General features: G+C 67.1%; 22 protein-coding genes. 7 read left to right on the top strand and 15 right to left on the bottom strand.

The annotated features are described in order from the left end of the window. The 9 genes from AC5P6A_RS08760 to AC5P6A_RS08720 form a co-directional block, all read right to left on the bottom strand. Positions 1-771 carry a glycosyltransferase family 2 protein gene (locus AC5P6A_RS08760; protein WP_134735290.1) on the bottom strand — a complete coding sequence of 257 codons (771 nt, stop codon included), beginning with the start codon at positions 769-771 and terminating at the stop codon, positions 1-3. Continuing rightward, positions 761-2,446, bottom strand: a complete 1,686-nt coding sequence (locus tag AC5P6A_RS08755) for an ApeI family dehydratase (protein WP_134735291.1) — start codon at positions 2,444-2,446, stop codon at positions 761-763. Before AC5P6A_RS08755 ends, AC5P6A_RS08760 begins: the two co-directional genes overlap by 11 nt. Further along, entirely contained in the window at positions 2,439-2,990 is a 552-nt protein-coding gene (locus AC5P6A_RS08750) for a COG4648 family protein (protein WP_026347223.1), read from the bottom strand. Before AC5P6A_RS08750 ends, AC5P6A_RS08755 begins: the two co-directional genes overlap by 8 nt. 22 nt (positions 2,991-3,012) lie before the next feature. After that, a complete protein-coding gene (locus AC5P6A_RS08745) occupies positions 3,013-3,270 on the bottom strand; it encodes an acyl carrier protein (RefSeq protein WP_006402206.1) in 258 nt (85 codons plus the stop codon). A gap of 17 nt (positions 3,271-3,287) precedes the next feature. Then, on the bottom strand, positions 3,288-3,545 hold the full coding sequence (locus AC5P6A_RS08740; RefSeq protein WP_005411610.1) for a phosphopantetheine-binding protein: 258 nt from the start codon (positions 3,543-3,545) through the stop codon (positions 3,288-3,290). Next, on the bottom strand, positions 3,532-4,329 hold the full coding sequence (locus tag AC5P6A_RS08735) for a lysophospholipid acyltransferase family protein (RefSeq protein WP_233653554.1): 798 nt from the start codon (positions 4,327-4,329) through the stop codon (positions 3,532-3,534). Before AC5P6A_RS08735 ends, AC5P6A_RS08740 begins: the two co-directional genes overlap by 14 nt. After that, entirely contained in the window at positions 4,322-5,065 is a 744-nt protein-coding gene (locus AC5P6A_RS08730; protein ID WP_233653553.1) for a beta-ketoacyl synthase chain length factor, read from the bottom strand. The genes AC5P6A_RS08735 and AC5P6A_RS08730 overlap by 8 nt, the downstream gene beginning before the upstream one ends. Positions 5,066-5,280: 215 nt before the next feature. Beyond that, entirely contained in the window at positions 5,281-6,294 is a 1,014-nt protein-coding gene (cydB, locus tag AC5P6A_RS08725) for a cytochrome d ubiquinol oxidase subunit II (protein WP_346714998.1), read from the bottom strand. Between the two features lies 1 nt (position 6,295). Then, complete coding sequence (locus AC5P6A_RS08720; RefSeq protein WP_308305633.1) at positions 6,296-7,693, bottom strand: cytochrome ubiquinol oxidase subunit I; 1,398 nt, start codon at positions 7,691-7,693, stop codon at positions 6,296-6,298. Between the two features lie 303 nt (positions 7,694-7,996). On the opposite strand from AC5P6A_RS08720, the gene AC5P6A_RS08715 reads away from it, so the two are divergent. Then, positions 7,997-8,539, top strand: a complete 543-nt coding sequence (locus AC5P6A_RS08715) for a hypothetical protein (RefSeq protein ID WP_095378252.1) — start codon at positions 7,997-7,999, stop codon at positions 8,537-8,539. Positions 8,540-8,629: 90 nt separating this feature from the next. Here AC5P6A_RS08715 and AC5P6A_RS08710 read toward each other — a convergent pair whose 3' ends face one another. From AC5P6A_RS08710 to AC5P6A_RS08700, 3 genes are read right to left on the bottom strand one after another with little or no spacing between them, the layout of a single operon-like run. After that, positions 8,630-8,845, bottom strand: a complete 216-nt coding sequence (locus tag AC5P6A_RS08710) for a hypothetical protein (RefSeq protein WP_227844895.1) — start codon at positions 8,843-8,845, stop codon at positions 8,630-8,632. Then, the gene (locus AC5P6A_RS08705) at positions 8,842-9,495 is read right to left on the bottom strand and encodes an RNA polymerase sigma factor (RefSeq protein WP_095378254.1); all 654 of its coding nucleotides are present in this window, start codon (positions 9,493-9,495) and stop codon (positions 8,842-8,844) included. The genes AC5P6A_RS08710 and AC5P6A_RS08705 overlap by 4 nt, the downstream gene beginning before the upstream one ends. 37 nt (positions 9,496-9,532) lie before the next feature. Beyond that, a complete protein-coding gene (locus AC5P6A_RS08700) occupies positions 9,533-9,862 on the bottom strand; it encodes a hypothetical protein (RefSeq protein ID WP_010482336.1) in 330 nt (109 codons plus the stop codon). Between the two features lie 167 nt (positions 9,863-10,029). Between AC5P6A_RS08700 and AC5P6A_RS08695 the strand changes: the two genes are divergently transcribed. From AC5P6A_RS08695 to hemF, 5 genes are all read left to right on the top strand, one after another. After that, positions 10,030-12,399, top strand: coding sequence for a S9 family peptidase (locus AC5P6A_RS08695; protein WP_346714997.1), 2,370 nt, complete (start codon positions 10,030-10,032; stop codon positions 12,397-12,399). Beyond that, the gene (locus AC5P6A_RS08690) at positions 12,396-12,815 is read left to right on the top strand and encodes an NUDIX hydrolase (protein WP_134732117.1); all 420 of its coding nucleotides are present in this window, start codon (positions 12,396-12,398) and stop codon (positions 12,813-12,815) included. The genes AC5P6A_RS08695 and AC5P6A_RS08690 overlap by 4 nt, the downstream gene beginning before the upstream one ends. Positions 12,816-12,845: 30 nt before the next feature. Next, positions 12,846-13,406 carry a hypothetical protein gene (locus AC5P6A_RS08685; RefSeq protein ID WP_346714996.1) on the top strand — a complete coding sequence of 187 codons (561 nt, stop codon included), beginning with the start codon at positions 12,846-12,848 and terminating at the stop codon, positions 13,404-13,406. A 141-nt stretch (positions 13,407-13,547) separates the two neighbouring features. Beyond that, on the top strand, positions 13,548-15,194 hold the full coding sequence (locus tag AC5P6A_RS08680) for a hypothetical protein (protein WP_346714995.1): 1,647 nt from the start codon (positions 13,548-13,550) through the stop codon (positions 15,192-15,194). Between the two features lie 39 nt (positions 15,195-15,233). Then, the gene (gene hemF, locus AC5P6A_RS08675) at positions 15,234-16,130 is read left to right on the top strand and encodes an oxygen-dependent coproporphyrinogen oxidase (RefSeq protein WP_021203513.1); all 897 of its coding nucleotides are present in this window, start codon (positions 15,234-15,236) and stop codon (positions 16,128-16,130) included. Positions 16,131-16,166: 36 nt separating this feature from the next. Here hemF and AC5P6A_RS08670 read toward each other — a convergent pair whose 3' ends face one another. Both AC5P6A_RS08670 and polA read right to left on the bottom strand, forming a co-directional pair. Beyond that, on the bottom strand, positions 16,167-16,646 hold the full coding sequence (locus tag AC5P6A_RS08670) for a DUF421 domain-containing protein (RefSeq protein ID WP_021203514.1): 480 nt from the start codon (positions 16,644-16,646) through the stop codon (positions 16,167-16,169). A 354-nt stretch (positions 16,647-17,000) separates the two neighbouring features. Then, positions 17,001-19,775 carry a DNA polymerase I gene (gene polA / locus AC5P6A_RS08665; RefSeq protein WP_134735302.1) on the bottom strand — a complete coding sequence of 925 codons (2,775 nt, stop codon included), beginning with the start codon at positions 19,773-19,775 and terminating at the stop codon, positions 17,001-17,003. A 98-nt stretch (positions 19,776-19,873) separates the two neighbouring features. On the opposite strand from polA, the gene AC5P6A_RS08660 reads away from it, so the two are divergent. Continuing rightward, entirely contained in the window at positions 19,874-20,158 is a 285-nt protein-coding gene (locus AC5P6A_RS08660; protein ID WP_005411628.1) for a DUF2782 domain-containing protein, read from the top strand. Between the two features lie 147 nt (positions 20,159-20,305). Here AC5P6A_RS08660 and AC5P6A_RS08655 read toward each other — a convergent pair whose 3' ends face one another. Continuing rightward, on the bottom strand, positions 20,306-20,752 hold the full coding sequence (locus AC5P6A_RS08655; RefSeq protein WP_005420335.1) for a universal stress protein: 447 nt from the start codon (positions 20,750-20,752) through the stop codon (positions 20,306-20,308). Between the last annotated feature and the right edge of the window lie 70 nt (positions 20,753-20,822).

Here is a 20,822-nt window from a genome sequence, read left to right as displayed (position 1 = left end):
TCAGCGCTGCCCCCGCAGGCGGCGCCACAGCAGGCGCGGCGCGCGCCAGAGCATGCCGAAGAACAGACGGGTATGCATGCGGCTGATGCGCACGTTGTCGCGCCACACATCGAAGTGCGACACGCCATCGGCAGGATAGGTCACGCGCGTGGCCAGGTGCTCGACCGGCAGCCCGCGCCAGTACAGGCGCACCATTATTTCGGTATCGAAATCCATGCGCCGGCCGATGGTCTCTTCACCGATCAGGCGCAGCACCGGCGGCAGTGGATACACGCGTAAGCCGCACATGGTGTCGCGCAGGTGCAGCGACAGCGTGTTGATCCAGACCCAGATGTGGGTGGCGTAGCGACCGTACAGGCGCGCCTTGGGAACACTGGCGTCGTAGGCCGGAATGCCACAGATCACTGCACCCGGGTGCAGGCGCGCGGCTTCGATGAAGCGTGGCAGGTCAGCCGTATCATGCTGGCCGTCGGCATCGATCTGCAGCACGTGGCTGTAGCCTCGCGCGCCGGCCTCGGCGAAACCGGCCAGCATTGCCCCGCCCTTGCCCTGGTTCACGTCCAGGCGCAGCAGGTCGACACCCTGGCGTTGTGCCAGCGCGCGCAGCACCGCCGCGCACCCATCGTGCGAACCATCGTCGACCAGCAGGCAGGGCAGTCCCGCGGCCTGCACGCCGTCGAGCACCGCCGCGATGGCGTGCTCGTGGTCGTAGACGGGAATCACCACCAGTGGCGCGAATGCGGCACCGGCAACGGCCGGATCAGTCCGCATCGGCGAAGACCACTTTGCCGCTGGCATGCACACCATGGCTGGAGGTGTAACGGAAGGCCAGCGCGCTGCGTGCGGCATCCCAGTCCAGCTGCAGGGTCAGCTCATCGCCGGGGCGGGCCACATGCTGGAACTTCACCGCATCCATGCGCAGAAACGCTGCCGGCATTGCGAACACCTGGCGGCCGAAACGCACCGCCCAATCCAGCTGCGCCACGCCGGGCAGGATCGCTGCCTGGGGGAAGTGGCCCTGGAACGGCCGCAGCGTCGGGTCCAGGGTCATGCGCAGGGTGGCGCTGGCGGCGTCGCGGCGGTCCCAGACCGGCACCGGCATCAGTGGCTGGAACAGCGCTGCCAGCGCCGCCTGGGTTACCTTGCCCTGCGCATTGATCGGCAGCGCCTGCACCAGGCGCCAACGGCGCGGCCGGGTCACTGCGTCATGCGCGTGCGCCAGGCGCGCGCCAAGGCGCTGGCCCAGGGCGCGGCGCGCGGTGTCACCACCCGCCAGCAGCGCCCGGTCAGCCGGTACCACCACGGCCGCCAGCTGCTCGCGCTGGCCGGGCAGGACCAGCACGCGCGCGTCGTCCACTTCGGCGTCTTCGCGCAGCGCGCGCTCCAGTGCATCCAGCGAGACGCGGCGTTCTTCGATCTTGACGATGCGATCGGCCCGGCCCAGCAGGCGGAACCGGCCATCGGCCAACGCTTCCACGCGGTCCTGGGTACGCCACCAGTCGAGGGTTTCCAGATGCGCCGAGGCGACGGCCAGGCAGCCATCCTCGATGCGCCACTGCACGCCCGGCAACGGTTGCCACGGTGGCAGCTCGGTGTCCCAGCGGCGCCAGGCGATGCCACCGGTTTCGCTGCTGCCGTAAACCTCGGTCGGCGCCACACCCAGCCACTGCCGCACCTGGCGTGCGGCTTCTTCCGGCAGCGGGCCGCCGGAGGAGAACACCGCGCGCAGGCGGCCATGCAGGCTGGCCCAGTCCAGCTGCTCGGGCAGGCGCTTGAGGTGGGCTGGCGTCGCCACCAGCACCGTGTCGGTACCGGCCAGCGCACCCACCAGGTCTTCATGGAAGAACCGGCGTGGATGGATCAGGCGGCCGGCGGCCAACGGCCACAGCACGCGGAACAGCAGGCCGTAGATGTGCTGGTGGGATACCGTGCCATGGACCTGCACGCTCTCCATCTGCGCGCCGAACGCGGCCTGCAGCGCCTCCACCTCGCGCGCCAGCTGGTCCAGGCGCTTGCCGATCGCACTGGGCTGGCCGGTGCTGCCGGAGGTGAACACGCACAGCTCGCAGGCGCGCTCGTCCAGCGCCTGCAGTTCATCGTCCACCGTGGTGTCCAGTGCCGCCAGCGGGTGGTAGTCGGCGCTGACATCACCCGCGAAACCGCTCACCTGCGGCTGCAGTGCCTGCAGCGTGGCCGGCAGGTTGTCGGCCGCCAGGAACACCCGCTTGCCGGCATGCCAGGCACCGAACAGCGCCGCCGCGAAGGCCACGGCGTCATCGAAGTACAGGGCCCAGTCGCGGCCTTCGGCCGCCGCAAAGGCGGCGCGCCAGCCCAGCACGCGCTGGCGGAAGCGGGCGTGGTCGATCACCTCGCCATCGCAGACGCCAACATTGCGCTGCGGCCGCGCCTCCAGCAGCAGCCGGTCCAGGGCAATCCACTCAGCCATGCGCGTGCGCCGCCTTCACCCGCCGCCGCACCAGCCACTCACCTGCGAACAACACGCCCATCATGACGTACGCCAACAATCCGTTGTAGAGCATCCAGGCCCGGTCCGACGCGTACAGCGCGGTCAGCAGGGCCAGGCTGCCGTTGAGAACGAAAAACCCGCACCACACCTGGGTGACGCGTCGGGTATAGGCCACCGCGAACGGGGGCAGGTCCGGCTCCTGCAGCCGCGCCAGGCGCTCCACCAGCGGTGGCCCGAAGCGCAGGCTGGTGCCGAACACTGCCAGCATCACCGCATTGACCAGCGCCGGGTACAGCTTCAGTGGCAGGGCCTGGTTGAGCACGGTAGCCAGTACCGCCAGCAGGCCGGTGCCCGCCGCTGCGGCCCACCACAGCGGCTGGCGCGAACTCAGCGCGCGCAGCAGGGCCAGGGTGAACAGCAGCAGCGACAGCCAGCGTGGCTCGAAACGACCCATCGCCAGGTACACCAGTACCGGGTAGGCCAGCGAGATCGCAGCCACCACGACCGTGCGTGCGCGTGCCATGGTGGAGCCGTCGGCGCTGCGGTCAGGCGGCTGCCTGGTCCGGCAGCAGCCTGTGCACCACATCGACGATGTCCTGCACGGTACGCACGGCCTTGAACGCTTCCGGCTGCAGGTTGCGGCCGAGCAGCGGCTTGAGCTGCACGATCAGGTCCACCGCATCGATGCTGTCGATGTCCAGGTCGTCGTACAGGCGGGCTTCCGGGGTGATCCGGGCCGTTTCGATCTCGAAGCTGTCGGTCAGGATGCTGACGATGCGTTCGAACAGTTCATTCTTGGTCATGGCAATTCCTGGCGCCGTTACGACTGGCGGGCGGCGACGAACTCGCCGAGCGCGCGCACGCTGGAGAAATGGCGACGGGTTTCTTCCGAATCGGCCGAGAGGCTGACACCGTACTTCTTCTGCAGCGCCAGTCCCAGCTCCAGCGCGTCGATCGAATCCAGGCCGAGGCCCTCGACGAACAGCGGCGCGGTCGGATCGATGTCCTCCGGCGTGATGTCCTCCAGCGAAAGGGAGGAAATGATCAATTCCTTGATCTCGTGCTCAAGTGCTTGCACGGTTCGGATCTCCAGACAGGTCGAAATAACGAGAAAGGTGCTCGGTGACGCGACGGGCCGCCAAGGCATCCCCCCTTGGCGAGTCGTCTTCGGCCAGAAATGGCGCGATCGGGATATCTTCGCCGATCTGCAGCCGAACGTGAAAGCGACGTGAGGGGACACGATACCACTTCTGCCCCTTGGTCAGCGTTGGCGGGCTGCAGGTGATCCGCACCGGGGTGACGTCGATGCGGCCCCGTACGGCGATGTTGGCGGCCCCGCGCTGCAGCCGCGGTGGCTGCCCCGGCACGCTGCGGGTGCCTTCCGGGAAGATGACCAGGGTGCCTCCAGCGCGCACTGCGGCCACACAGTCATCGACCAGGCCGGCGCCATCGTCATTGGAGATGTAGCCGGCAGCCCGCACCGGGCCGCGCATGAACGGGTTGCAGGCCACCGCCCGCTTGACCACGCAGTCGGCGTTGGGAAGCAGCGAGATCAGGCAAACCACGTCGATCAGGGTCGGGTGGTTGGCCAGCACCAGCAGGCCGTCGCGCTGCAGGCGTTCGCCGCCCTCGATCTCGTAGGTCATCACCCCCAGCCCGCGCATCAGCCGCAGATGGCTGGCGAACGCGACCTGGACCACGCGCCGGGCACGGCGGCGCCGCGCCACCGGATCACGCATCAGCAGCAACACCGGCATCACCAGAACGCCGAGCAGCAGCCCGCCCAGGCCAAACGCGACGAAGCTGAGGCCAGTGCCAAACACACGCCAGGCATGGTCGAGGCGGCGCAGCAGCTCAGCCACGGCGGCTCCAGCACCAGCGCTGGCCGTGGGCCACGTGTTCCAGTGCCAGCGCGCCGGACAACAGGAACCGGTGCAGGTCCAGCGCATGCGGCAGCAGGCCGGGCGCAGTGCTGGCCTGGCCGTCGGCCGGCTGCCACTGCAGCGACAGCGTCGGCCGGCCCTCTGCCGGAGCGGTCAAACGCCAGCACCATGCAAAGAACGGGTCAGGTTCGTCGGCAAACGTCGCGTAAATTTCAGGAAGCGGCGACTCATAGACCACCACCCGCACTTCGCGGGCGCCATCGGCGAGCAGACCGGCCGCTTCCAGGCAGGCGGTCTCGACCGTGGCCTGGCCGGCGGCCAGCGCCAGGTAGTTGCCGCGGTGACCGCGCGCGATCGAGTACAACGCAGCGATCGCGTTGTGCACCGACAGGCCGAACCCCGTCGGTGACAGGGGCTGATCGCTGGCGAGCGCCCCCAGCAGCTCCATCGAACGGGCCACGTCGCCGTGGCGGCTGGCGAACACCAGCGGCACCTGGCTGTCAGCGCCCTGCCCGTCCTCGCACCAGCAGGCAGCCTGGATCGCCATCCGGCCCAGCCGCTCGATTCGGCGGCGCTGCATTGCCGGGATTTCGGCGAGCGGCGGCGTGTCTTCGCCAACCGGCGGATACGGCGCATCGGCCCAGCCCAGCCACTGGCTACGCTCGCTCAGGCCGGGCGCCCAGGCAGCCCAGTCGACGATGGAGAATTCGATCATTAGCGAAGGTGCTTCAACGGGAGAACGATAGGCACGAGCCATTACGGCGACGCGCGGCGGCCCCCCGTTCCTGCAGCCGTGCGTCCGTCCAGGACGTCGCCGGCTGCCCCCCTGGCTGCCGGAAAGGAGCGCACGCTAGCACGTCCCGCCCGGGGTGTGCAGATTTCACATTCCACAACAGGGGGCCCGGCACCAGCGGGCCCCGCTTCAATCGATCAGTGGTAACCGCTATCGGCGCGCACTTTGCCGCGGAACACCCGGTACGACCACGCCGTATAGCCGAGGATGACCGGCAGCAGAATGACCAGGCCGACCAGGCTGAAGCCCAGCGAGGAGGCCGGCGCGGCGGCCTGCCACAGGGTCATCGACGGCGGCAGCAGATAGGGCCACATGCCCAGCACCAGGCCGAGGAAGCCAAGCACGAACAAGGCCAGGCTGAGCAGGAACGGCGGCAGGTCGCGGCGCGGATGGGTCGCGCTGCGCCACAGCGCGGCGGCCACCGCCAGCGTCAACAGCGGCACCGGCGACAGCCACCAGAAGTTGCCGTCGCTGAACCAGCGCGCCATCAACCGCGAATCGAGGAACGGCAGCCAGCTGCTGACCAGGCCCATCGCCGCGATCACCGCCACCACCAGCGGCCGGGTCATCTGCCGGGCCAGCGCCTGCACGCGCCCTTCGGTCTTCAGGATCAGCCAGGTGCTGCCCAACAACGCATAGCCAGCCACCAACGCAGCACCGGTCAGCATCGCGAACGGGCTGAACCAGGTGAATGCGCCGCCCTGGTAGACGCCGTCCACCAGCGGGATGCCCTGCACCAGGGTGCCGAGGATCACGCCCTGGGCAAAGGTCGCCAGCAGCGAACCGAGGCCGAACGCCACGCTCCACAGCCGGCGCGATCGATGCGCCTTGAAGCGGAACTCGAAGGCCACGCCGCGGAACACCAGCGCCACCACCAGCAACAGCACCGGCAGGTACAGCGCCGACAACAGCACCGCATAGGCCTTCGGGAACGCCGCCAGCAGCCCGGCGCCGCCCAGTACCAGCCAGGTCTCGTTGCCGTCCCAGATCGGCGCGGCGGTGTTCATCATCAGGTCCAACTGCTCCTCGTCCTCGGCAAACGGGGCGAGGATGCCGATGCCGAGCACGAAGCCATCCAGCATCACGTACATCAGCACGCCGAAGCCGATCACCGCAAACCACGCCACCGGCAGCCAGGTCATCAGGTCCATGTCAGCGCTCCTCCAGCGGTTCGTCGGCCGCCGACAGCGGGCGTGCCGGGGTGTGGCTGCCGTGGTCCAGCGATGGCCCATCATCGTGCGGACGCGGTCCGTGGCGCAGGATCTTCACCAGGTACCAGATGCCCCAGCCGAACACGAAGGCGTAGCCGACCACGTAGACGCCCAGCGACAGCGCGGTCATCCACGCGCTCTGCGGGCCCACCGCATCAGCGGTGCGCAGCACGCCATACACCACCCACGGCTGGCGCCCCATCTCGGTAACGAACCAACCCGACAGCAGCGCGATGAAACCGCTGGGCAGCATCCAGTTCCAGCCGCGCAGCAGCCACGGCGAATCCAGCAGCTTCTTCCGCCACAACTGGAACGCTGACACCCAGGCCAGCAGCAGCATCAGCGTGCCCAGCCCGACCATGATCCGGAAGGCGAAGAACACCGGCGTCACCGGCGGCCGCTCGCTGGCGGGTACCGAGGTGAGAGGATCGAAGGTGCCGTCCAGGCTGTGGGTGAGGATCACGCTGCCCAGCTTCGGGATGGCAACTTCGAAATCATTGCGCTCTTCCTTCTCGTTCGGCAGCGCGAACACCACCAGCGGTACGCCCTCGCCCTCCTTGGTTTCATGCCAGTGCGCTTCCATCGCCGCGATCTTCATCGGCTGGTGCTTGAGCGTGTTCAGGCCATGCATGTCGCCGACGAAAATCTGCACCGGCACGGTCAGTGCCGCGAACGCCACCGCTGCCACCAGCATGCGCCGGCCCGCTTCCACATGCGTGCCCTTGCGCAGGTACCACGCACCGACACCACCGATCACGAAACAGGTGGTGATGAACGAACCCAGCGCCATGTGCGCCAGGCGATAGGGGAACGAGGGGTTGAACACCACCTGCCACCAGTCCACCGGATGCACGATGCCGTTGACCATCTCGTAGCCGGCCGGCGTATGCAGCCAGCTGTTGGACGACAGGATCCAGAACGTGGAGAACAGCGTGCCCAGCGCCACCATGCAGGTGGACAGGAAATGCAGGCGCGGCGAAACCCGGCCCCAGCCGAACATCATCACGCCGAGGAAGCTGGCTTCCAGGAAGAACGCGGTCAGCACTTCGTAGGTCAGCAGCGGGCCGATGACCGTGCCGGCCACCTCGCTCAGCCGTGGCCAGTTGGTTCCGAACTGGAAGGCCATGACGATGCCGCTGACCACGCCCATGCCGAACGACACCGCGAAGATCTTCTGCCAGAAGAAATACAGCTCGCGCCACACGGGCAACTTCGTGCGCAGCCAGCGCCATTCGATGAAGGCCAGCCAGCTGGCCGTGCCAATGGTGAAGGCGGGGAACAGCACATGGAAACTGATGACGAATCCGAACTGGATCCGGGACAACAACAACGCGTCCAAGGGACGCCTCCTGCCTGTGAGGTGGGATACCGGACCACTTTAGGAGGATTTCGTTAAGGTGGGATGCGACCGGGTGACGCGCTGCTTCACTTTGTCGCAGGTGGACCGGCTCAGGGAAGGGTCCAATTTCAGATGGGCCGGACCAATTGCAACTCGTTGCATATCTGCGGGTCCTTTGACGTGAGAGCTTCTTGCCGTCTTGGGTTGCTGACTGCAGTCGGCCGAGTTCGGCAGGCAGCACTGCAACTTTCGCCGGTTCCTCACGAAACATCGCCAAAATCAGCCAAATCATTTAGAGAACCAATGATCACAACTTCCCAACGCCGTGAGCTTCTGCGCGCGCTTTACTCCACCGAAAGGCTCTACCTTGGCTTCTCAGCCTCATCGATTTTCCAAGAGCAGCCAGCGCGCAACTTTCTGGATTCGTTGTGGAACTTGGTTGCGACTGGCGACATGCCTTCACAACGTCTAATGAGCGAGACCCATCTCTATCTCGAGAACGCCGTTCCACTCGACCAGTACGGTGTTTCAGCCGCTGACAATAAAGGCGAGGCGTTCGTTCTGGCCTTGGATTCACTGGTGCTTTTCCTGACCGATGAATCTTCAGAATCGCTTGACTTCATCCCTGAGGAGTTCGAAAGATTCGTCGTCGAGGAAGTGGTGACCGATGAGATGATCGATCAGCAGGGTCCAACACGACAAACGCTGCTGGTCACGACGGAGGTCCGAGCAGAGATTGATAATCATCCGCTGATCAGGGCGTTCCTCAGCCAGATTCAGCTGGATGAATGGAAGTCGAGGAGCATCGATCTGAATCCTGAAGATATCGAAAAATCGAAGGGATGATCCAAGTGGTCCCCGTGGACGGGTTGCAGAAGGTTTCGATCGGGCTTGAGGCACGGCGGCTCCATAAAGGGCCCCGGGTTTGATCTTCAATCAGTGCCAGAAGTACCAGGCCGCCGCAGCCAACAGCGCGCCAAACAACAGCACCTGCACCACCACATAGCCCACGCCGCTGTCGCGCGACTCAGCGGCAATGCGCTTCTGCAGCGCCTCGCTCACATTCGGTGTCTGTTCCTGCTGAGCCTGCTCACGCAACGCCTGCGCCAGCGCGCGCTCTTCCGCATCGCGAGGGTCGGTGGGTGGGTTCACAGCAGCTCTCCGGCAGTGGCATGCCGCGTCAGTTCCTGCTTCAGGACCTGGCGCGCGCGGTGCAGGTGGCTCTTGATGGTACCGCGTGCCAGTCCGGTCACCTGCTCGATCTCGGCCAGATCGAAATCCTCCAGGTAATGCAGGCCGACGATCAGCCGCTGCGGTGCACTCAGCCGTTCCAGCGCCTCGCCAAGATGGCGACCAGCCTGCAGCGCCTCGCTCAGTTCAGCCGGCCCCGGCCCTTCATCGCCGATCCCCAGTTCCTCCGGCACCTCCACCGCCACCATCCATTGCGCCTCCAGCCGCCGCCGGCGCAGGTGCTGCAGCGCGGTGGTGTAGGCCACCCGCGAAACCCAGGTACGCAACGAAGATTCAAAGCGGAACCGGTGCAGTTGGCGGAACACGGCCAGGAAGGTTTCCTGCAGCAGGTCGGCCACCTGATCACGGTCGCCCACCATGCGCCCGATCACATGCGCGCAGGTGCGTTGATGGGTCTCGACCAGCTGCGAAAACGCCGCCTGCGAGCCATCGATGATGGCCCGCACCAAGGCTTGGTCCGCATCCAGCGGTGCAGCGGGTGCCGCCGTCGCCGCTGCATCGTGGCGGCGACGGCCCCGAAGTGCCGACAGCGCTTCGCCGAGCAGGCTCATGCGCGGGGCGCCCCCTGTGCCCGTGGCATGTCCTGGCTCAGCCCTTGCGCGCGGCAGGGCGGGTGAAGTGCCAGGCCAGCAGCTGGCCAAGGCCGGCGCTGCCGACCATCGCAGCGGCGGCGCCGAAGGTCAGCTCGCGTGCACCGATCGCCTCCAGCAGGCCCATCGCCACGGCCAAGCTGACCAAGCTGATGCCCCAGCGCAGCGCGCCCTGGCGGCGGCGCTCTTCTTCCAGCACGGCCAGCGAGCGGATCACTTCCTCCGGCACGTGCGGGGCCACCAGCTTGCTACGCGCGCGGGCATCGGCAATGGCGTGGATCGCGTAGGCGATGCAGATGAAGAGGGTGATCGGGATCAATTCCTGCATGGTCGGGCTCCTGTTCGGTGGATGATGCGGGTTCAGGAGAATGGATGCGCGACCACGGCAACCGGTTGCGCCACTTTGCCAATGCCGCTGCCATGACCTGTGGCCCCTGCCCCCGGCCCGGACGGCTGCTACCCTTGGCCGGTTTCCTCTTCTGGTGCCGTCCGCCCATGTCCCGAGTGCTGCCCCTGTCCCTCCTGCTGTCGGCCGTGCTGGCCGCACCGGCCGCGCATGCCGCGCCGACGCCGATCACCATCGAACAGGCGATGGCCGACCCGGACTGGATCGGTCCGCCGGTCGAGAAGGCTTGGTGGTCGTGGAACAGCCAGCAGGTGGAGTACCAGCTCAAGCGCAACGGCAGCCCGGTGCGCGATACCTTCCGCCAGCCGGTGGCCGGTGGCGTGGCCGCGCAGGTGGCCGATGACCAGCGCGGCACCCTGGACGTGGCCGAGCCGGTCTATGACCGCAGCCGCAGCCGCAGCGCCTTCGTGCGCAATGGCGACGTGTTCGTGCGCGACCTGCGCAGTGGCGCGCTGACCCAGCTCACCCGCAGCAACGAACGCGCGGGCAACGTGAACTTCGCCGCCGACAATGGCGTGATCTGGCGCGTCGGCCAGAACTGGTTCCACTGGACCGCCGCCAGCGGCGTGCAGCAGGTGGCCGGCCTGAAGGCCGAAAAGGATCCGCGTACGCCGCCGAAGGCCGATGTGCTGCGCGACCAGCAGCTGCGCACGCTGGAAACCCTGCGCCGCGACCGCGAGCAGCGCGAGGCATTGAAGGACCAGGACCAGCGCTGGCGCCAGGCCGACCCGACGCGTGCGCCGGGCCCGGTGTACCTGGGCGCCGACGTGGAGATCGCCGACAGCGTGCTGTCGCCGGACCTCACCCACCTGATCGTGGTGACCAAGCCGAAGGACTTCGACGACGGCCGCACCAGCAAGATGCCGCTGTACGTGACCGAATCGGGCTACGAGGAAACCGAGGACACCCGCACCCGCGTCGGCCGCAACGGCTTCGAGCCGCACACGCTGTGGTACGTGGACGTGCGCACCGGCAAGGCCGAAAAGGTCTCGCTGGCCAGCCTGCCGGGCATCAGCACCGACCCGCTGGCCGAACTGCGCCGCAAGGCCGGCAAGGACGCGCTGAAGGGTGAGCGCAGCGTGCAGGTGATGAGCGACTTCATGGGCGGCGGCATCCGCTGGAGCGCCGATGGCCAGCAGGCCGCGGTGATGCTGCGTGCCAACGACAACAAGGACCGCTGGATCATCAGCGTCAACGCTGCCGACGGCCGTGTGCAGAACCGCCACCGCCTGACCGACAACGCCTGGATCAACTGGGGCTTCAACGATTTCGGCTGGATGGCCGATGGCCGCACGCTGTGGCTGTTGTCCGAGGAATCGGGCTTCTCGCACCTGTATACCCAGGCCGGCACGGCCAAGCCGCAGGCGCTGACCAGCGGCAAGTGGGAAACCTCGGCGCCGGTGCCGTCGGCCGATGGCAAGGGCTTCTACTTCCTGTGCAACCAGCAGGCGCCGCATGACTACGAAGTCTGCGCGGTCGACACCGGCAGCCGCCAGGTGCGCGAGCTGACCAGCCTCAACGGCGTGGAGGATTTCTCGCTGTCGCCGGACGGCCAGCAGCTGCTGGTGCGCTACTCCGGCGCCTACCTGCCGCCGCAGCTGGCCGTGCTGCCCAGTGCCGGTGGCCAGGCACGCGTGCTGACCGACACCCGCACCGCCGACTATAAGGCGCGCCAGTGGATCCAGCCGAAGCTGGTGGCAGTGCCGTCCAAGCATGGTGCTGGCGTGGTCTGGGCCAAGTACTACGAACCGGAAAACAAGGAACCGGGGAAGAAGTACCCGATCGTGATGTTCGTGCACGGCGCCGGCTACCTGCAGAACGTGCACCAGCGCTACCCGGCCTACTTCCGCGAGCAGATGTTCCACAACCTGCTGGTGCAGAAGGGCTACATCGTGCTGGACATGGATTACCGCGGCAGCGAGGGCTACGGCCGCGACTGGCGCACGGCGATCTACCGCAACATGGGCCACCCGGAACTGGAAGACTACAAGGACGGCCTGGACTGGCTGGTCGACACCCAGCAGGGTGACCGCGACCACGCCGGCATCTACGGCGGTTCCTATGGCGGCTTCATGACCTTCATGGCGCTGTTCCGTGCGCCGGGCACCTTCAAGGCCGGCGCCGCGCTGCGCCCGGTGGTGGACTGGCACAACTACAACCACGGCTACACCAGCAACATCCTCAACACCCCGGACATCGACCCGGAGGCGTACCGCGTTTCCTCGCCGATCGAGTATGCACAGAACCTGCAGGACAACCTGCTGATCGCCCACGGCATGATGGATGACAACGTGTTCTTCCAGGATTCGGTGAACCTGACCCAGCGCCTGATCGAACTGCACAAGGACAACTGGTCGATCGCCCCGTACCCACTGGAACGTCACGGCTACGTGCGTGCCGATTCCTGGCTGGACCAGTACAAGCGCATCCTCAAGCTGTTCGAGCAGAACCTGAAGTGAGCAACGCCGCAGCCACGATCCGGATCGTGGCTGCGGTCATCCTGGATGACCGCGGCCAGGCGCTGGTGGTGCGCAAGCACGGTGCGCGCCGCTTCATCCAGCCAGGTGGCAAGCCCGAACCCGGCGAAGCGCCCCTGCAGGCGCTGGCCCGCGAGCTGGACGAGGAACTGGGGGTACAGCTGTGCGCCGATGCCGCCATCGCGCTGGGCACGTTCGAGGACTGGGCGGTGAACGAACCCGGCCACCGCGTGCAGGCACAGGCCTGGTGGGTGCAGGTGGACGGTGCGCCGCAGGCGCGCGCCGAGATCGCCGAGCTGGCCTGGGTGCCGCTGCAACCGCCGCATGGCCTGCCCTTGGCACCCTTGAGCGAACACCATATCCTGCCGGCGGTCGCCACCCGGGTGACGGTCCGCTGAGCAGGCGGGCGCCGACTGCAAGGACATCGGATGTCAATGTCGATCCCGTCGATCCCCTCGCCGCCGTCCCCGGCCTATCACGCCTGGGTGCGCCCGGTGGCACAGGCCTCGTTCTGGCTGTCACTGCTGCTGACGATCTACTTCGTGCTGCAGGGACTGGTGCTGTGGCCGCTGAACCACCTTGCGCTGTGGCACCTGGTGGAAAGCGAAGTGCAGCACCAGCAGCTGCACAGTCTGGTCTGGCTGCTGGCGCACCCGGTGGCCGCGTCAATGATCGTCGCGCTGTTGTGCCTGGCCTCGACCGTGTCCAGCTGGGGCCTGCTGCGTGAACGTCGCTGGGGCCTGTGGAGCTTCGTGGTGCTGCTGCTGTTGAGCGGCTTGAGCAACTTCGCAGTCGCCTGGTGGCTGGACGTGTTCATGCGCGACCTCATCCCATTGCTGGCCGATGACCCGGCCCTGCTGCAGGAGCTGCAGCTGAAACGCTGGCTGATCACGCTGACCATGGTCGGCATGTCGTTCGTGCTTCTCGGCCTGCAGGGCTGGCTGGCCTGGCGCCTGCTGCGCCCCGACGTGCGCGCGCGCTTCCGCTGAGCTCTCGCTCCCGGCATTTTTGACGCGAACGACCTGCCCGGCACAGACGCCGTGACCGCAGCACAGGCGTTCCAGCGGGTTTGATTGCGGATCGGTGGCGGTTGGCTATCGTGGCCCGCGTCTTTCTGCCCTGGCTCCAAGATGCCTCCTTTAGCCCCACGCCACCTGATTCCGGCCTTCATTGCCTTGTTGCTGCTGACCTGGGCGCAGCAGGCGGCCGCAACCGGTCTGCCACGCTGTGGCCTATTCGCGGCCGAAGGCGGTGGCAACCAGCTGCGCGTGGATGGGCCTGACCGCGGGGTGGCGAAGAACACGCACATCTCTGATCGGCCCTTCGTTGTCCAAGAGATCGATGGCGAGCTGAGCCTCGTCAACCTCACCTTCGGAGTTGCATCTGGACTGAACGTCCAGCGTGGCGGTCGCGTCCTGCAGCAGGGCAACACGCGCTACCGCCTGATCCAGCCAGCGGCGTGCCTGCCCCCGGTCGAGCACGCGCCAGGCAGCTGCCTGGCAGATGCCCAGCGCTGCCTTGACAGGCATCATCATGAGCTGAGCCTGACGGCGCTGGAATCGGCCTGTGCCGAAGGGGTTCCATTTCTGTGCCAGCGCCTGCCCGATCGCTATCGCGAGGCTGACCAGGCCCCCGGCAGCGATACACCGACCGAAGCACAGATCGCGGTGATACAGGCCACGATGGAAAAGGAGATGGCCGAGATGGACTTCCCCCGCCAGTGTCGCAAGGATGACCCTGCGGCCGACACCGAGGCCTGCATGGCCATCCTGGAAGAGCGGCCAGAGCTGGTCGAGGCCGTCGCCACTGCCATCCGCACGGCCTCGATGGCGGCCAAGATGGTTGAAGTGTTCTCGCCTGCAGCCAAGCCTGCGCTGTCCGACGCGCGATTGCAGCGCCTGCAGGACCTATGCACGCAGGTGGGTGAAAGTGACTTCTGCATGGAGGTTGCCACCCTGCAGTGGACCGCCGGCAATCTGCAGGACGGCAGGGCGGCGTTGCAGATGGCCTGCGAAGGCGGCAACGAGACGTCCTGCCGGCAGGCGGCTGCACTGCGGGCGCTGGATGGGGAGCTGTTGCCGCAGGCCGCCAGCGCCGTGCCCTGTGGCCACTACGTGGCCTCCGGCGGGCTGTTGGACGAACTGACGTTCGGCGATGGTGGACTGGTGGAGGTGGGCTACGGTTCGCGGGTGCGTGCACGCGTGCAGGACGGCCAGATCCGCATGCGCCACGAGCTGGGGGGTGACTACGTGCTGCAACCGTTGGCCAACGGTGACCTGCTGGGGCTGGACGATTCGATGCGTTTTGAGCGCTTCCAGCGACAGCCGGGAAGTGCCCAGTGCAGCGCACCGCTGGTGTTCGACGAAATCCCATTCCCGCAGGATTGCCCACGCGCGTCGGTCGACGGCGAAGCAGAAGCCTGCTGCGCGGCCGGCAGGATGCAGGGCTGCAATGTGCTGGGCAGCCGCGCCGCGCTGGGCGGGAAGTGGGTCGAGGCCAGCCAGCACTACCAGAAGGTGTGCCAGGCCGGCATCCGCGAAGGCTGTGAAAACCTGGCCAGCGTGATGGAGAACAGCAGCAGTGTGGACGTCCGCCCCATGCTTGAGGCCGTCTGCGAGGCCGAGGGCAGTGGCCGCCACGTGGCATGTGACGTGCTGGCGACGCGCAACTGGAGCTTGCTGGGTTTCGGCCAGGCCTTGCAGCGTGCTGTCCAGGAGCAGTCGGCGGACGAGGATCAGACCGGACCGGCGCCACGCACCCCCAACCACAAGCAGTAAGGGGCTTGCCTCCCCGGGCCCTGCGGTAAAGTACGCGCCATGAATGAATTCGAGCGCGTGCGCACCTACCTCACCGACCTGCAGGACCGCATCTGTGCGGCGATCGAGGCCGTCGATGGCCGGGCCCGCTTCCAGGAAGACCTGTGGCAGCGTGCAGAGGGCGGTGGCGGGCGTACCCGCGTGCTGCGCGACGGTGCGGTGTTCGAGCAGGCCGGCATCGGCTTCTCCGACGTTGCTGGCAGCCGCCTGCCGCCGTCGGCCTCGGCCAACCGCCCGGAACTGGCGGGCGCCTCCTGGCGCGCCACCGGCGTGTCGCTGGTGTTCCACCCGCTCAACCCGTACGTGCCGACCACCCATGCCAACGTGCGCTTTTTCCAGGCGCAGCGCGACGGTGAAGTGGTGGCCAGCTGGTTCGGCGGCGGCTTCGACCTGACCCCGTTCTACCCGTTCGACGAGGACGTGCAGCACTGGCACCGGGTCGCACGCGATCTGTGTGCACCGTTCGGCGACGAACGCTACGCCGCGCACAAGCGCTGGTGTGATGAGTACTTCTTCCTGCGCCACCGCAACGAAACGCGCGGCGTCGGCGGTCTGTTCTTCGACGACCTGCACGGCGACTTCGAGCGCGATTTCGATTATCTGCGCGCGGTCGGCGATGGCTTCCTCGACGCCTACCTGCCGATCGTGCAGCAGCGCAAGGACGCCATCTATGGCGAGCGCGAACGCGAGTTCCAGCTGTACCGCCGCGGCCGCTACGTGGAATTCAACCTGGTCTACGACCGCGGCACCCTGTTCGGGCTGCAGAGCGGTGGCCGCAGCGAAAGCATCCTGATGAGCCTGCCGCCGCGGGTGCGCTGGGAATACGGCTTCTCGCCCGAACCCGGCAGCCCCGAATCGCGCCTGGCCGATTACCTGGTGCCGCGCGACTGGCTCTGAGGGGTGTCGTCGCGCGGGGCGTGGGCTCGGCGCTGGTCAGCTGCCCTTCCGCGCGATGATGGTGATGTGCCCTGTCGTCTCCAGCAGGGCAATCTGCACATCTTCAATCTGCAGCCCGCCCTGCTGGCGCAGCGCGGCATCGAAGTCGGCGCGGCTGATCAGCTCGCGCCGAAGTACCGCCTCGAACAGGCGACCATCGCGCGCGATTACGGTGGGTTCTCCTTCGATCAACCGCTCCATGCGCCGATTCCGGGTGGTGAGCCAGCCCACCCCGTAGTTCAGCAGGATCAGGGTCGCCGCCAGCAGCAGGCCGCCGCCCAGCGAGGTATCCGTGCCCAGCAGCGCGTTCTGCACCGCGTTGCCCAGCAGCACGATCAGCAGCACGTCGAACGGCGTGATCTGCCCCAGAGCCCGCTTGCCGCCCAGCCGGACCATGCCCAGCACCACGACGTAGACCACCACCGCGCGCAGGATGAATTCCCACCACGGCATGGCCAGGGCGAACAGGTCGGGCATGGTCTTCCCCTGCGGAACGGTGGCCCAGCCTAGCACCTGGGGTCAGATCCCTCTGCCCCATCAGCGCCCGGGGTATGCCATCGGCACAAATAAAAAGCCCCGCTGACCAGGGGGAGGTCAACGGGGCCGGGGAACGGGCACTTGGGGAGGAGTCCCCGTTCCGAGATCTGCTCCAGGGGATGGGAGAGATCCACAACAGGCATTGCGCCTGTCGGGAGTTATAGAAGCACTCCGAACACTAACGGTTCGTGAAGGGGCCCCATTTAATGAAATTCAATCGGGGCAACATTCATGGTCGAGTCAGAAACCCCCGACTCATGAACAAATTCACGTCGTTTTCGGCCCGGAATGCGGTCAGTGCGCTTCATCCCAGTTGCTGCCGACGCCCGTATCGACCACCAGCGGCACCCGCAGTTTGGCCGCTTGCGACATGCGTTCCACCACCTGCAAGCGCAAGTCTTCGACGAAACTGCTTTCGGTTTCGAACACCAGTTCATCGTGCACCTGCAGGATCATCCGTGCCGGTGCCCCGCTGTCGCGCAGCCACTGGTCCACATCCACCATCGCGCGCTTGATGATGTCGGCGGCTGTGCCCTGCATCGGCGCGTTGATCGCGGCGCGCTCGGCCCCGGCACGCAGGCCCTGGTTGCGGGCGTGGATGTCGTTCAGGTACAGGCGGCGGCCGAACAGGGTTTCCACATAGCCCTGGTCGCGGGCCTGCTGGCGCATCCGCTCCATGAAGTCGCGCACGCCCGGGTAGCGGCTGAAGTACAGCGCCACATAGTCCTGCGCCTGGCCGCGGTCGATGCCCAGGTTGCGGGCCAGGCCGAAGGCGCTCATGCCGTACATCAGGCCGAAGTTGATCGCCTTGGCGGCGCGGCGCTCGTTCGGGGTCACCTCCTCCAGCGTGCGCCCGAACACCTCGGCGGCGGTGGCACGGTGCACGTCGGCACCCTGCTCGAAGGCGCGCACCAGGCCCGGGTCCTCGGACAGGTGCGCCATGATCCGCAGCTCGATCTGCGAATAGTCGGCGGCCAGCAGCTGGCAGCCTTCCGGGGCGATGAACGCGCGGCGGATGCGACGACCGTCCTCGGTGCGGATCGGGATGTTCTGCAGGTTCGGGTCCGACGAGGACAGGCGGCCGGTAGCGGCGCCGGACTGGTGGTAGCTGGTGTGCACCCGGCCGGTGTCCGGATTGACCATCTCCGGCAGCTTGTCGGTGTAGGTGCTGCGCAGCTTGGCCAATCCGCGGTAGTCGAGGATCACCCGCGGCAGTTCATGCTGGTCGGCAATCGCCTCCAGCGCCTCTTCATTGGTGCTGGGCTGGCCCTTCGGGGTCTTCACCACCGCCGGCAGCTTCAACTCGTCGAACAGCACCGCCTGCAACTGCTTGGGCGAATCCAGGTTGAAGCTGCGGCCGGCCAGCTCGGTGGCCTTCTGCTGCGCGGCCAGCATGCGCGAGGACAGGTCCTGGCTCTGCCGGCGCAGCTCGTCGGTGTCGATCCGCACGCCGTTGGCTTCGATGCTGGCCAGCACCGGCACCAGCGGCATCTCGATGTCGCGGTACACGCTGTCCAGCGCCGGCTCGGCCAGCAGCTGCGGCTGCAGCGCGCGATGCAGACGCAGGGTGATGTCGGCGTCTTCGGCCGCATAGCGGCTGGCTTCGTCGATGCCCACCTGCGAGAACGGAATCTGCTTGGCGCCCTTGCCGGCCACGTCCTCGAACTTGACGGTGCTGTAGCCCAGGTAACGCAGGGCCAGCGAATCCATGTCGTGACGGGTGGCGGTGGAGTTGAGCACGAAGCTCTCGAGCATGGTGTCGTCGTGGTAGCCCTGCACGTCCACGCCGTGGCGGCGCAGCACATGCAGGTCGTACTTGCCATGCTGGCCCAGCTTCTTCTTCGCCGGGTCCTGCAGCGCCGGGCGCAGTGCGTCCAGCACCTGCTGCGCTGGCAGCTGGACCGGAGCCCCCGGGTAATCATGGCCCACCGGAATGTAGGCCGCCCTGCCCGGCTCGACCGCCAGGCTGATGCCGACCAGGCGCGCGCGCATAGCGTCCAGCGCATCGGTTTCAGTGTCGAAGCTGATCAGGTCGGCCTGCTGCAGGCGCTCGACCCAGGCCTGCAGCTGCTCGGCGGTCAGAACGGTCTCGTATTCACCCGGCGCGGACAGTGCCGGATCCAGCGTGCCGGCGGCGGGCGCCTCGGCGCTGCCCCGCGCGAAGCCGGCCGCGGTACCGCGCAGGCTCGGGGTGGCCTCGCTGGCCGCTGCCGGCGCCGGCACAGGCGCACCCAGTTCCTTCAGGGCCTGGGTGAAGCCGTAGCGCGTATACAGTTCGGTCAGCTCCGGCACGTCCTGCTCGCGCAGCGCCAGGCTGGTCGGGCTGGCCTCGAGCGCCAGGTCGGTGCGGATGGTCACCAGCTCGCGGTTCAGCGGCAGGCGCTCCAGCGCGGCGCGCAGGTTCTCGCCGATCTTGCCCTTCATGGTCGGCGCGGCCGCCATCACCCCGTCCAGGTGCTGGTACTCGGCCAGCCACTTGGCAGCGGTCTTCGGCCCGCACTTCTCCACGCCCGGCACGTTGTCGACCGCGTCGCCCATCAGCGCCAGCAGGTCGACGATCTGATCGGCGCGCACGCCGAACTTGTCCATCACCGCCGCGTCGGAATCCATGCGGCTGCCGGTCATGGTATTGACCAGCTCGATACCCGGGCGCACCAGCTGGGCGAAGTCCTTGTCGCCGGTGGAGATGGTCACCTTCAGGTCCTGCGCCAGGCCCTGCAGCGCAAGCGTGCCGATCACATCGTCGGCTTCCACGCCGGGGATGCGCAGGATGCTGATGCCCAGCGCTTCGACGATGCGGCACATCGGCTCGACCTGGCTGCGCAGCTCATCGGGCATCGGCGGGCGGTTGGCCTTGTACTGGTCGTACAGGTCATCACGGAAGGTCTTGCCGGGCGCATCGACCACGAACGCGACGTAGGCCGGGCGCTCCTTCAGCGTCGAACGCAGCATGTTGACCACGCCGAACAGCGCGCCGGTGGGCTCACCCTGTGCATTGGACAGGGGCGGCAGCGCGTGGAACGCGCGGTACAGGTAACTGGACCCGTCGATCAGGACTAATCTGCTCATGCGCCGATTCTACGCGCCCGTGCCTGCACCGCGACGACACGGCACGCACCTGGCGATGGGGCATAATCAGGGCTCTCTCCAGGCAAAGGCCCCTGCCGATGAAGACCCTGATGCTGGCTTCCCTGCTCCTGCTCGCTGGCTGCGCCAGCATGGGTGGCGCAGGTGCTCCCCCGGTGGACGTCAAGGGCGCCGATGTCTCCAAGCGCACTATGGACAACGGCGATGTCATCGAGGAATACCGTGTGTCCGGCCAGCTGCGCATGGTCAAGGTGACGCCGTCGCGCGGTGCCCCGTTCTACATGTACGACAAGAACGGCGATGGCCGATTCGACAACGACAAGGATGGCGTGTCGCCGGTGTACTGGAAGCTGTACAGCTGGTGATGTGACCGGGGTCGGATCCCTGCAACTCAGTAGACCTGCAACTCAGTAGATCCACGCCATGCGTGGATCCACCCCGGCCCCCACAAAAAACAACGCCGGCGCGCATCCTGCGGCCGGCGTCAGGTCCCCTCCCCGGGAACACTTGAATCAGCGAATGACCAGCACCGGCAGCGTGCTGCGCGCCAGCACCTCGGCGGTCTGGCTGCCCAGCAGCACGCGGGTCACGCCCCGGCGGCCATGCGAGGTCATCACGATCAGGTCGCTGTTGCGCTCGGCCGCCGTCTCGATGATGCCGTCGGCCGCGTAGCGGTCCAGCACGTGCACCGGGTTGGCGGTGATGCCCTGCTCGGCGGCCTTGGCCAGCGCCGGCTGCAGCACCTTCTGCGCGCCTTCCTCGCGGTCGGCCTTGTACTCCGGGCTGTTCATGTAGCCCACGCTCCAGCCCATGGCGTCGTACATGCCGACGGCCCACGGCTCGGACACAGTCACGATATCGACCTCGGCATTGAGGTCCTTGGCCAGCTCCAGGCCCTTGGCCAAGCCCTTGTCGGCCAGCTCGGACCCGTCGGTGGCAATCAGGATGCGCTTGTACATGGTAGGGCTCCGTGGCGATCTGCCAGATGGGAACGACACCATTACACACCGGATGTGCAGGCTGCGCCTT

The sequence above is a fragment of the Stenotrophomonas sp. YJH_SMC_20 genome, assembly GCF_059367845.1.
The sequence above is the reverse complement of the archived record's forward strand: the minus strand, read 5'-3'. Positions and strand labels throughout refer to the sequence as shown.

Excerpts from the sequence above, each read along its gene's own strand:
- AC5P6A_RS08760 (WP_134735290.1), bottom strand. The coding sequence starts at position 771 with ATGCGGACTGATCCGGCCGTTGCCGGTGCCGCATTCGCGCCACTGGTG.
- AC5P6A_RS08755 (WP_134735291.1), bottom strand. The coding sequence starts at position 2,446 with ATGGCTGAGTGGATTGCCCTGGACCGGCTGCTGCTGGAGGCGCGGCCG.
- AC5P6A_RS08750 (WP_026347223.1), bottom strand. The coding sequence starts at position 2,990 with ATGGCACGCGCACGCACGGTCGTGGTGGCTGCGATCTCGCTGGCCTAC.
- AC5P6A_RS08745 (WP_006402206.1), bottom strand. The coding sequence starts at position 3,270 with ATGACCAAGAATGAACTGTTCGAACGCATCGTCAGCATCCTGACCGAC.
- AC5P6A_RS08730 (WP_233653553.1), bottom strand. The coding sequence starts at position 5,065 with ATGATCGAATTCTCCATCGTCGACTGGGCTGCCTGGGCGCCCGGCCTG.
- cydB (WP_346714998.1), bottom strand. The coding sequence starts at position 6,294 with ATGGACCTGATGACCTGGCTGCCGGTGGCGTGGTTTGCGGTGATCGGC.
- AC5P6A_RS08715 (WP_095378252.1), top strand. The coding sequence starts at position 7,997 with ATGATCACAACTTCCCAACGCCGTGAGCTTCTGCGCGCGCTTTACTCC.
- AC5P6A_RS08705 (WP_095378254.1), bottom strand. The coding sequence starts at position 9,495 with ATGAGCCTGCTCGGCGAAGCGCTGTCGGCACTTCGGGGCCGTCGCCGC.
- AC5P6A_RS08700 (WP_010482336.1), bottom strand. The coding sequence starts at position 9,862 with ATGCAGGAATTGATCCCGATCACCCTCTTCATCTGCATCGCCTACGCG.
- AC5P6A_RS08695 (WP_346714997.1), top strand. The coding sequence starts at position 10,030 with ATGTCCCGAGTGCTGCCCCTGTCCCTCCTGCTGTCGGCCGTGCTGGCC.
- AC5P6A_RS08685 (WP_346714996.1), top strand. The coding sequence starts at position 12,846 with ATGTCAATGTCGATCCCGTCGATCCCCTCGCCGCCGTCCCCGGCCTAT.
- AC5P6A_RS08680 (WP_346714995.1), top strand. The coding sequence starts at position 13,548 with ATGCCTCCTTTAGCCCCACGCCACCTGATTCCGGCCTTCATTGCCTTG.
- hemF (WP_021203513.1), top strand. The coding sequence starts at position 15,234 with ATGAATGAATTCGAGCGCGTGCGCACCTACCTCACCGACCTGCAGGAC.
- AC5P6A_RS08670 (WP_021203514.1), bottom strand. The coding sequence starts at position 16,646 with ATGCCCGACCTGTTCGCCCTGGCCATGCCGTGGTGGGAATTCATCCTG.
- polA (WP_134735302.1), bottom strand. The coding sequence starts at position 19,775 with ATGAGCAGATTAGTCCTGATCGACGGGTCCAGTTACCTGTACCGCGCG.
- AC5P6A_RS08660 (WP_005411628.1), top strand. The coding sequence starts at position 19,874 with ATGAAGACCCTGATGCTGGCTTCCCTGCTCCTGCTCGCTGGCTGCGCC.
- AC5P6A_RS08655 (WP_005420335.1), bottom strand. The coding sequence starts at position 20,752 with ATGTACAAGCGCATCCTGATTGCCACCGACGGGTCCGAGCTGGCCGAC.